We start from the raw sequence: 12,365 nt of genomic DNA, 5'->3' as shown, positions 1-12,365 counted from the left end.
CAAAATATTGTATAGTTAGAATGTAGGGATTCGAACAAACATTCGTTTCTTGGGAACAAATTACTTCTTTGAGGGACAGGAGAGAGACAGTGAACGGTACAGCACACATGGCTATAGGGGCCACAGTTGGATTCTTGACGGCAAACACACTTCAAACAGATCCGACCACCACTTTATTCTTGGTTGGCATTGGGGGTGTTTCTGGTCTTATGCCCGATATGGATATTGATGGGAAGTTAAGTAATAGGATTACTTTTTCACATAAGTTTATCCGAACGATAGCACAAACGATTGGGATATTAATGATCATTTATAGTCTATTGGAAGGCACAAATACGGAAAAGTGGATCGGTGTAGGAGCAGGAATCGGAATCATCATTATTTCATCATTCATTAGACAAAGGCATATGCTGACCCTGTCTGGATTAGCGGTTTTAGGTGGCGGTTTATCTTTGCAGGAAAGCTGGTTGTGGCTGTTAGGCGTCTATATTATCCTGGCATCCTTTACACCACATAGAAGTTATACCCATTCGATTGCCGGTATCGCTTTCTTTGGTATCATTGCCTTTCAATTCGAAGCCTTTATGGGGATTGACGGAATTTTCGACACTTGTTCATTAGGATACATAAGTCATTTAATTGCAGATTTGAAATGTTTACCTTTTAATAAACGTGGGGTGAAATTATTTCTTCCATTTTTCTCAAAAGAATTTTAATAGTGGTTTTTTACCGCTGTTTTTTTGAAGAAAAAGATAGTTTTATTAAAGGTGCTTTTCAATAAGTTGAATGGACACTTGATTCGACTTATTTCTATGTTTTATATGGTCATTCTTCCTAAATCTACTAAATGTAACATATTTGTAAAGATCCTGTGATGCGAGTGATATACCTTTTCTAGTATATTAGGTTTAGCAAATCACATCAGGGGGTAAAATAATTTGTTTAAGAAAATTGTCGTCGGATTGTCATTGGCTATTACGCTTGTAACCGCATCCTTTGCTGGAGACCAAGTGGAAGCTGCTTCATATCATACAAAAGCGATTAAAGTGGCTAAAAGTGAATTAGGCACAAAATATAAAATGGGTGGCATTTCCTCTTCAGGTTTTGATTGCTCCGGTTTAGTGAAGTATTCATATCAAAAAGCTGGTAAGAATTTACCAAGAACTGCTGCTGACATATATAAAAAAGGTAAGAAAGTTAAAAGCCTGCAAAAAGGTGACTTAATGTTTTTTGCACCAAATAAAGCGAAAAAACCTACACATGTGGCTATATACATAGGAAACAATGAATTCATACACTCTTCATCATCTAAAGGAGTGTCATACGCTAAAACCAATAATACCTATTGGAAGCCAAAATATATTGGTGCGAAACGTATATAATAGAAGAAAATCAATCTTAATATAAAAAAGCTAAGAGACTTAATGAAGTCTCTTTCAATTTGTAGACAAAAAGGTTTCGGAAGGCTTCATTCCGAAACCTTTTTGATTTTTTATTGGAATTGAAGCAGCTATAGAGGAAAACATGGCATGGGTTAGACAACGAGGGGACTTTTAAGAAAGTATCGATATCACCTCGAGTATTAATACTACTTAAAAACAAAAAGACTGTAGACAAAAGTGTTCTATCTTAAAGTTAAAACAAAGTTGATGGGAGAGGGTGTAAGAGACTCCTGCGCGAAAGGCGCCGAGGGCGGTCCGCCCGCAGAAGGCGGTTGCCTTGAATGGAAATAATCAACTTAAATAAATCCTAAAAAGAATGTAGACAATTTTTCATCGAGTTTGTCTACAGTCAAATAGGACTGACATCCGTCAGCCCCGTCAGTTATTAGACAAATGCGGTTTTAACTAAATTTTAATAAAGTTGGTTGGAACGGAAGGTGCGAGACTCCTGTGTGAAAGCGCGTCAAGGAGAGACCCTACAGGTGCGAAGACGCCGAGGAGGCTCCCCGACCGCCCGCGGAAAGCGAGTACCTGGACTGGAGTGGAAATCCAACGTTTAAAAATTGTACAAACCTTAAAGAGACTAAATAAAGTCTTTTTTTGTTTTAAAAAACAAGAGTGGATGAGGCATATGGGCAAGAGAATTGGCGTTTTGTTAATAGTTTAAGGTATTGGTGAGTCCTGAAGTGGGTAATCAATACTAACTGAATATACTAAGAGGCATACATAGAATCTTTTTATTTGACTGGAAATGGATAGTTTAATATGCTAAGCAAACCAAATCGAAGGATTTCCTTTTTTATTGCAAAAAAATTCCCAGACAAAATTATTGAAAGTCAAAGAAGGTCAATGTATAATAAAGTCAGAAAGTCAAAGAAGGTCAAAGATTTACTTTCAATTTAATTTTTTAAAGGAGGAGTACTACATGTTTTGTGAAAAATGCCATGTAAACCAAGCTAATATTCAAGTTCACCTAAATATGAATGGTCAGGAGCATGATGTGAAACTGTGCTCCACTTGTTATAAGGAAGAGCGAAACAAACTTGGAGCAGCTATGGGCGGGATGGATATAGGGAAATTCCAATTTAACGGAACTCCAAATTCATTCAATCCATTTAATTATAATGGTGTACCAAAACCGGATTCAGCTGAACATGGTGATGACGGAGGATTGCTTGAAGAGTATGGCCGAAATTTGACCGATGCTGCTAAAGCTGGGCTTATAGATCCGGTTATCGGACGAAGTGAAGAAATTAAACGCGTCATTGAAGTTTTAAATAGACGCAATAAAAATAATCCAGTTTTAATCGGTGAACCTGGTGTCGGTAAAACAGCCATTGCTGAAGGTCTTGCTTTAGCGATTGTTGAAGGTTCAGTGCCAGTTAAATTACGTAATAAGCTTGTATATATGCTTGATGTAGCGTCCCTTGTGTCGAATACTGGAATTAGAGGGCAATTCGAAGAACGTATGAAGCAATTGATCAGCGAATTACAGGAAAGAAAAAATGTCATACTATTCATCGATGAAATTCATCAACTTGTGGGAGCTGGTTCGGCAGAAGGATCAATGGATGCAGGAAATATCCTGAAGCCTGCACTTGCACGCGGCGAACTTCAGCTTGTCGGAGCAACCACTTTATCAGAATATAGGAAAATTGAAAAAGATGGTGCCCTTGAAAGGCGCTTCCAGCCTGTACACGTTAATGAGCCGACAACGGCTGAGGCACTTGTCATCTTAAGGGGATTAAAGGATAGTTACGAATCTTATCATGGTGTGACATATAGTGAGGAAGCCCTTAAAGCGGCTGTTGAACTTTCGAACCGCTATATTCAAGACCGCTTCCTGCCTGATAAGGCAATAGACTTAATGGATGAAGCTGGTTCAAAATTGAACTTGACCATCGAAGACGGCCAAGTAGAAAACATGAAAGAACGTTTGGCTCAAATCTATAGAGAAAAAGAAATGGCCTTAAAAGAAGAAGCATATGAAAAAGCTGCTATTCTTCGTGATGAAGAAGAAAAACTGGAAAAGTCATTGCAGGCTGGAGAAGATGCAATTAAGCCAACCGTTACCGTTGAAGACATTCAAAATATCATCGAACAAAAGACTGGTATACCTGTAGGTAAGCTCCAAGAAGATGAGCAAGAAAGGATGGTTCACCTCCAAGCGGAGCTTATGAAAAAAGTAATCGGGCAGGAGGAGGCTGTCAAAAAGGTTTCCAAGGCCGTAAGAAGAAGTCGTGCCGGGTTAAAATCAAAAAACCGTCCTACCGGTTCATTCCTTTTCGTTGGTCCGACAGGAGTTGGTAAAACCGAATTGGCAAAAACTCTTGCTGAGGAGTTATTCGGGGACAAGGAAGCGATGATTCGTCTTGACATGAGTGAATTCATGGAGAAACACAGTGTTTCTAAATTAATTGGTTCTCCTCCTGGATATGTAGGACATGAGGAAGCTGGACAATTGACGGAAAAAGTTCGCCGCAAGCCTTACAGCATCATCTTATTGGATGAAATCGAAAAGGCACATCCGGATGTAATGCATATGTTCCTGCAAATCATGGAAGATGGCCGCTTAACCGACAGTCAAGGACGGACCGTTACTTTTAAAGATACCGTGATCATCATGACGAGTAATGCTGGAGTCGGTGAGAAACAAAAAGTAATGGGATTCGGTACAAGTTCAGCTGTGGAGGAAGCATCAATCCTACAATCTTTAGGCAGCTTCTTCAAACCGGAATTCCTGAACCGGTTCGATAGCATCATTGAATTCTCGGCTTTGAAGAAAGAAGATCTTCTGCAAATCGTTGATATCATGATTCACGAGCTTGACGAAACACTTGCTGCAAATGGTTTATCATTAGATGTAACTAATGAAGCGAAACAAAGGCTAATTGAACTCGGATATCACCCAACTTTCGGGGCGAGACCGCTTCGCCGTGTTCTACAAGAACAGCTCGAAGACGGCATCACTGACTTTATCTTTGAGCAGCCTGAAATTAAGAACTTCACTGCAATTGTTGAAGATAACTCTGTGAAAATTATTAAAACACCATAAAGAGTACTAGAAATGCCTCCAAGACCGTAAAACTGTTATGGAGGCATTTTTTTATCTTTTTTGGCTTCGTTTTCATAAAAGGATAGGTAAGGTTCAGCTATATGACCTACAGCTTTCGCTCAAAATATAGATTTCTGAATTTTCGACATAATTTGCCAATCGGATGTTTTGATGGGTAATGCCTGTGGAATGATAACATAAGGGAAAATTCGCTCATGATTATAAAAATTAATAATTCCTGTTCTAAAATGGGAATTTCAATGGAGGAATGACCTATTAAAGATTCACTTTCTTATTTTGAAGAGGAAAATAAAAATAATCGGAAACCTACGGGTAATGAAACGGAAAATCAGTTGGAATCCCTGCCGATTGCAAATATTAATCCAGTAAACCCGTCGGAATTGGATGAACTATATTTCTATGAAGGCAAAGATTTAGGAAATTCCTATCTTAAAGATAAAACGGCATTCCGGTTATGGGCACCACTTGCATCTGAAGCTAAGCTAGTTACTTATAAACATTGGGATGATTCAGATGGAATAGAGATTCCGATGGTGCGTTCGGAAAAAGGTACCTGGACGATTGAGTTGAACGGTGATCAGGATGGATTGATTTATACATATAAAGTGAGAGTGGGAGAAAACTGGAGTGAAGCCGTCGATCCATATGTTCGTGCAGTTACTGTTAATGGTATTAAAGGAGTCGTGATAGATATAACAGATACGAACCCTGAAAGGTGGACACGGGATAAACCACCTCTCGAAAAAGCTGAGGACATAGTCATTTATGAATTGCATACACGGGATTTATCTATTCATCCTGAAAGCGGAATCCATCATAAAGGTAAATTCTTAGGAGTGATTGAAGCCGGAACCAAAGGTCCAGAAGGAGTGAAAACGGGTCTTGATCATATTAAAGATCTAGGCGTTACCCATGTTCAGTTTATCCCGATATTCGACTTTGCCACAGTCAATGAAATGAAATTGAATGAACCACAATATAACTGGGGATATGATCCACAGAATTATAACGCTCCCGAGGGCTCTTATTCGTCTGATCCGTATCAACCAAAAGTCAGGATTCGTGAGTTAAAGGAAATGATTCAAGGTTTACATGATCACGGTTTACGAGTAATCATGGATGTTGTCTATAATCACGTTTATTCTGTGGAGCACTCAAACTTCCATAAACTCGTTCCCACTTACTTTTTTCGCTATAACGCTGACGGCTCCTTATCTAATGGAACTGGTGTAGGAAATGACACCGCGTCTGAACGTAAAATGATGCGCAAATTCATTGTTGAATCCGTAACCTATTGGGCGAAGGAATTTAACCTTGATGGTTTCCGTTTCGATTTAATGGGGATTCATGATGTGGAAACGATGAATGAAGTGAAAAAGGCACTGGCAGAAATTGATCCGACCCTCATTGTTTTGGGTGAAGGCTGGGATATGGATACCCGCTTGGCCCAAGAGCTGAAAGCAAATCAAAAGAATGCTTTTAAAATGCCTGGAATCGCTCACTTTAATGATGCGATCCGTGATGGTTTAAAAGGGTTTGTAATGAATGAACATGATAAAGGATTCGTGAATGGAAAACCAGGAATGGAAGATATTATAAAAAAAGGAATTGCTGGTGGTTTGAAATATGATGATGATATCGCAACATATCAAAGACCAGATCAAGTGATCAATTATGTTGAAGCACATGATAACTATACACTATGGGATAAGCTTCTCATCACTAATCCAGATGCGACGGAAGAAAAACGGAAACAGATGCATAAATTAGCTTCGGCAATTGTCTTACTGTCACAGGGAATTCCAATGGTACATGCTGGACAAGAGTTCATGCGCACGAAGGATGGAGATGAAAATAGCTATCAATCTTCTGATTGGATTAACCGATTGGATTGGAAAAGGAGAGCGGAGTTCGATCGGGAAGTGGAGTATATGAAAGGGCTAATTTCGCTCAGGAAAAATCATTCTGTTTTTAGGTTAAGCACACCCGAAGAAATAGAAAAGCATTTACAATTCTTTGATGCTCCGCCAAATGTGGTTGCATTCTCTTTAATAACTGAAGATTCAACAATTGCAGTGATTCATAATGCAAATTGGGACGCAATTACGATTTCTCTTCCCCACGAAGGTAATTGGACCGTTTTAGTGGATGGTCAGCGGGCTGGACTGGAAGAAATAGAAAGGATTAAAGGGAGTCAGATAACCGTTGCCCCTTTAAGTTCGTTTGTATTGAAAGCAAACACTTACCAATGACAATTAGGTCGAAGTGAGTGAATACTATGTCTCACTTCGACTTTGTTCATTTGCTGATATGAAATTGGTTAATAAGAGCCTTCCATTATTTACTTTCGCAAGTTTGAGAAAAAATGTGAGGGGGTAGAAAATACCAAATGATGAATTTTATCGTTGTGTAAGAGGGGAGCGATTAGTTTGCCAGAGAAAGTGCATATAAAAATCAATGGTGCAGAGACCAGTCTGGAAGGTAATCAAACAATATTACAAATGCTGACGGATAGCTCCATTGAAGTCCCGAATGTTTGTTACCATCCTAGCCTAGGTCCTATCGAAACCTGTGATACATGTTTAGTGAGCGTTAATGGAGAACTTGTAAGGTCTTGTTCCACTAAGATCAACGATGGTGATGTAATTGATACAGTTGCACCTGATGTAAAAGAAGCACAGGTCATGGCGATGGACAAGATATTGTATAACCATGAGCTTTATTGTACGGTTTGCGATTATAATAATGGCGGTTGTGAAATACACAATACGGTTAAGGAAATGAAGGTAAATCATCAAAGTGTTCCTTTTGATCAAAAACCATATGAAGTGGATCGGTCGAATCCATTCTATCGATATGATCCGGATCAATGCATCCTTTGCGGCCGTTGTGTTGAAGCGTGTCAAGATGTACAGGTCACCGAAACATTGACCATTGATTGGGAAGCAAAACGCCCGCGTGTCATTTGGGATGATAATGTTCCGATCAATGAATCTTCATGTGTGTCATGTGGACACTGTTCAACTGTATGTCCGTGTAATGCAATGATGGAAAAAGGAATGGAGGGGGAAGCCGGATTTTTAACCGGCATTGCCAAACAAACACTTCGACCAATGATAGAAATCACGAAAAATGTTGAAACGGGTTATGGTTCGATTTTAGCGATTTCAGATATGGAATCCGCCATGAGGGATGCAAGGATCAAGAAGACAAAAACGGTTTGTACATACTGTGGGGTAGGATGCAGCTTTGACGTTTGGACCAAAGATCGTAAAATCCTTAAAATCGAACCGCAAGTGGAGGCACCTGCAAATGGAATTTCGACTTGTGTAAAAGGGAAATTCGGATGGGATTTCGTGAATAGTGAAGAAAGACTCACAAAACCATTAATTAGGGAAGGGGATGCGTTCAGGGAAGCTGAATGGGAAGAAGCCCTTGAATTGATTTCCCGTAAATTCACTGAAATCAAAGATTTTCACGGTCCGGATTCGATGGCTTTCATAACGTCTTCCAAATGCACCAATGAAGAGTCCTATTTAATGCAAAAGCTGGCTAGGGGAATCATTGGCACCAATAATGTGGATAACTGTTCCCGGTATTGTCAGACACCGGCTACTTTAGGACTATTCAGAACGGTTGGATATGGCGGAGATACAGGGGGCATAAAGGATATCGAAAAGTCCGAACTTGTATTGATCATAGGCTCCAATACATCCGAATCACACCCCGTGTTGGCTACAAGAATCAAACGTTCCCATAAACTAGGTAAACAGAAGCTGATAGTGGCGGACATCAGAAAGCATGAAATGGCTGAACGCTCCGACCTCTTCATCCAGCCTGCTCCGGGAACGGATATCATTTGGCTGTCGGCCGTGTCTAAATATATCGTCGACAAAGGATGGGCAGATACAGACTTCATCAAAAATCGTGTAAATGGAATGGAAGAATACATCAAGACTTTGGAACCTTACACAATGGAATATGCAGAAAAAGTAACAGGTATAGCTAAGGAAGATTTAATTACGTTGGCAGAGGCCATTCATGATGCGGAAAGTGTTGCAACGCTTTGGGCCATGGGAGTTACCCAGCATGGAGGAGGAAGCGATACAAGTACTGCAATTTCCAATCTAATGCTAATAACAGGCAACTACGGTAAACCTGGAACAGGTACTTACCCATTACGCGGCCATAATAATGTTCAAGGAGCCAGCGATTTTGGCAGTATGCCGGATCGCCTGCCAGGTTATGAAAAAGTAACAGATGAAAAGGTCCGCTTGAAATATGAAAACACCTGGGGTGCAAAAATACCAGAAAACCCTGGCCTGAATAATCATGAAATGGTCGAAGGGATACATGCCGGTACCATCAAAGCAATGTACTTAAAGGGTGAAGATATGGGTCTGGTCGATTCGAATATCAATCATGTCCATAAAGCATTTGAAAAACTGGACTTCTTTGTGGTACAAGATATCTTCTTATCAAGAACGGCTGAATTCGCGGATGTCGTCCTTCCCGCAAGCCCAAGCTTTGAAAAAGAAGGTACTTTCACGAATACTGAACGCCGTATTCAACGTCTTTATCAAGTCTTTGAACCGCTTGGCGACTCAAAGCCTGATTGGCAAATCATAATGAATGTCGCTAATTCGTTAGGAGCCGGCTGGAATTATGAGCATCCAAGTGAAATTATGGAAGAAGCTGCTAAACTATCACCGTTATATACAGGAGTAAGGTATGAACGTTTGGAGGGTTATAACAGTCTTCAATGGCCAGTGACGCCAGATGGTAAAGATACGCCACTGTTATTCACGGAAGCTTTTCCTTTCCCTGATGGAAAAGCAAGGTTATTTCCAGTCGAATGGACCAAACCGATTGACTTTGGGGATGAGTTCGATATCCATGTGAATAATGGCCGTTTATTGGAACATTTCCATGAAGGAAACATGACCTATAAAACAAAAGGCATTACTTCCAAAACGCCAAAAGTCTTCCTTGAGGTATCCCGGGAATTGGCAAAAGATAGAGGGCTTGAGGATGGCACTCTTGTTCGGCTTACTTCACCATATGGAAATGCAAAAGTGCAATGCCTGATTACGGATCGTGTAAAAGGTAAAGAAGTTTATCTGCCAATGAACGATTCAGGTGACGGGGCAATCAACCAATTGACAAGCAGCCATTCAGATAAAGATACTGATACTCCTGCCTATAAGGAAGTTCAAGTAAAAATGGAAGTGCTCAGGGTTAAAGGAGACAATCCATTGCCGAGTATCAACCATCGTAATGGTAATCCACAACCGCAGATAGGTGTACAAGTACAAAAAAAATGGGCTCGCGAAGATTATATATTCCCTGGTGACCTCTTGAAGATCAAAAAGGAGGAGAGGAACCGTGGCTAAAGCGACAAAAGTGATCAATCGAATCTCCATTAGCGATGAAGAAAGAAAAAGAATTGAACTCGAGGATATCGAGCGTACCCTTTTGGAAAATAAAGAAGTGATTAAAGAAACGTTTGAAGTCATGAAGGGTATGCAGGATCGTGGGATTTTATCAATGGTTAACAGCTTGTTGAAGGAAGGGGACAAAGTGCTGAACATTCTTGTCAAGACAGCAGACACCCCAGAAACGGCAAATACGCTAAAAAATCTGCTTCTCATACTTGGCACGTTAGGAACACTTAATGTTCAGCAGCTTGAACCGCTTATCCTCAAGGTCAATTCAGGGATTGCCCGTGTGGCAGAGTCTGATAAAATTCCGGAAAAGCCAAGCTACCTATCATTGCTGCGTTCCTTGAATGACCAAGAAGTCAAACAAGCTATGACTTTTCTGATGACCTTTCTTAAAGGAATGGGAGAAGATACAAGCGATTTGGAAAGAACAACTCAATTACCAGAGAATCAGCATTTGCATAAAGCGAATGAAACAGCGGACATAGAACGGCCGACCTCCAGAAGATCATACGGATCGAGTATACCCAGTAAAAGCGGAAGCGAAAAAAAACGAAACACCAGCTTGTTTTGGATCGCAGCAGGAGTTTCTCTTGTAACCATTCCGCTAGCCTTATCTAAAAGTAAGAAATAAAGTAGCTCGTTAATATTATTGAAACGGACGAAAATCGTCTGCGAAGAAATTACTTTGACTTGAGAGATGGTGAATAATTCCCACCAAAATATTAAAGCCGATGATTCCCTTATAAGGAACATCGGCTTTTTTCAATGAAAAGTGCTATCAAAATTTTTCTCACTAGCCTTTTATTACATATATTTATATAAGATACAAATAATAAAGTCAATCATAAGTGAAACGAACATATACACACACTTCTTAATCAGTAAGGGGCGGAAAAGTGAGGATAGGACGTTCTCTTAAAAGAGCTAAAGAAAAATCTACAACCAATGGCACCTTATCCTACGAGGTAAATGAAAATGTAAAGAGATTGAAGAACGTGCTTGGGGACAGTTCAGATTTGTCTGTTCGAATGATTGAATCTCCACACGATAAATCGATACGTGCAGCTGTAATCCACCTTGATGGTTTGGCTGATGCTACCATCATTAATGAAAATATAATTGAACCATTAATAGATTGGTTTAAAGAAAATAAACAAATATTTACAGAGATAGAAGAACGAACTAGCCATATTCTAACGGTATCCCAATTAACCGTTAAAGAAAGTTGGCAGGAATTCATATCAGCGGTTTTGACAGGAGATACGGTTGTATTGTTGAATGGCAGTGCAAAAGCATTCATCGCCAGTACGAAAAGTCAACCATCCCGTGCGATAACCGAGCCTACAAGCCAAACTGTCATTAGAGGACCAAAAGATAGTTTTACTGAGAATTTAAGAACCAATACGTCATTAATTCGTGCTAGGGTTCAAAATCCTGATGTACGCTTAGAAAGCTTGAAAGTCGGAAGTGTCACTCAAACGGATATTGGAATCATGTACATTCAGGGAATTGCGGATGAGAGTATTGTGAAGGAAGTCAAAAAACGCGTACAATGCATTGATATTGATGGAGTACTTGAATCTAATTATATTGAGGAATTAATTAGGGATGAAGGATCGACGATTTTTCCCCTTCTTTTGAATACGGAACGACCTGATGCAGTTGTTGGGAATTTATTGGAAGGGCGAATCGCCATCATCATTCAAGGAACTCCTTTTGTTTTAATCGTCCCAGCGTTGTTTTCGCAATTTTTTCAATCTCCGGAGGACTATTATCAAAATCAATATATCGGCTCCTTTTTAAGAATATTAAGATTCGGAGCCTTTTTTCTGTCGATGTATGCATCCGCTATTTATTTGGCACTAGTTACTCATCACCAGGGTCTTATCCCTACAACTTTAATCGTTAGTCTAATGGCTCAAAGGGAAAATGTCCCATTTCCAGCAATTGTCGAAATACTGGTAATGGAAATGGCCTTCGAGATTTTACGGGAGGCAGGAATTCGAATGCCAAGGGCGATCGGGCCAGCCGTATCCATTGTAGGAGCACTTATTCTAGGGCAGGCAGCTGTTGAAGCGGGATTTGTGGGAGCTGCAGTGGTTATCATTGTAGCCATTTCTGCAATAAGCAGTTTTACACTGCCGAATACCAGTCTAGTCAATGTGACTCGCGGAATTCGATTTTTTATGATGTTGATTTCAGCATTCATAGGCTTATATGGCATATTGCTTTTCACTTTATGTATCTGGCTTCATATGAGCAGCCTGAGGTCTTTTGGTGTACCCTATTTTGCCCCATTTGCTCCATTTCGTTTCAAGGAGCAAAAAGATGGTTTTTTTCGTTTCCCTCTACCATCAATTTTGAAAAAAACATCAAGAAAATAAAACTCGGCTGAAACGGGGG

At 40.0% G+C, this 12,365-nt stretch carries 5 protein-coding genes and 2 pseudogenes; all 7 read left to right on the top strand.

Going from position 1 to position 12,365, the window contains the following annotated elements; translation table 11 throughout:
* The first annotated feature begins 89 nt into the window (after positions 1–89).
* The 7 genes and pseudogenes from ACWF5P_RS14370 (at position 90) to ACWF5P_RS14340 (ending at position 12,346) form a co-directional block, all read left to right on the top strand.
* Positions 90–716 carry a metal-dependent hydrolase gene (locus tag ACWF5P_RS14370; protein ID WP_452444995.1) on the top strand — a complete coding sequence of 209 codons (627 nt, stop codon included), beginning with the start codon at positions 90–92 and terminating at the stop codon, positions 714–716.
* Between the two features lie 222 nt (positions 717–938).
* The gene (locus ACWF5P_RS14365; protein WP_230175920.1) at positions 939–1,382 is read left to right on the top strand and encodes a C40 family peptidase; all 444 of its coding nucleotides are present in this window, start codon (positions 939–941) and stop codon (positions 1,380–1,382) included.
* 985 nt (positions 1,383–2,367) lie between these two features.
* Positions 2,368–4,497 (top strand): ATP-dependent Clp protease ATP-binding subunit, encoded by a 2,130-nt coding sequence (locus tag ACWF5P_RS14360; RefSeq protein ID WP_452444994.1) that lies wholly within the window; start codon positions 2,368–2,370, stop codon positions 4,495–4,497.
* A 386-nt stretch (positions 4,498–4,883) separates the two neighbouring features.
* A pseudogene (gene pulA / locus ACWF5P_RS14355) lies at positions 4,884–6,770 on the top strand (type I pullulanase); the annotation flags it as partial.
* A 177-nt stretch (positions 6,771–6,947) separates the two neighbouring features.
* Positions 6,948–9,911 (top strand): formate dehydrogenase subunit alpha, encoded by a 2,964-nt coding sequence (gene fdhF / locus ACWF5P_RS14350; protein ID WP_452444993.1) that lies wholly within the window; start codon positions 6,948–6,950, stop codon positions 9,909–9,911.
* Positions 9,904–10,425, top strand: a pseudogene (locus tag ACWF5P_RS14345) (DUF1641 domain-containing protein); the annotation flags it as partial. The gene fdhF and the pseudogene ACWF5P_RS14345, both read left to right, overlap by 8 nt.
* A gap of 433 nt (positions 10,426–10,858) precedes the next feature.
* Positions 10,859–12,346, top strand: coding sequence for a spore germination protein (locus tag ACWF5P_RS14340; RefSeq protein WP_434166988.1), 1,488 nt, complete (start codon positions 10,859–10,861; stop codon positions 12,344–12,346).
* Positions 12,347–12,365 lie beyond the last annotated feature (19 nt).

The sequence above is a fragment of the Peribacillus sp. NPDC055009 genome (genome assembly GCF_053608705.1).
Note: the sequence above shows the minus strand (reverse complement) of the source record. Positions and strands in the feature narration are given on the sequence as shown.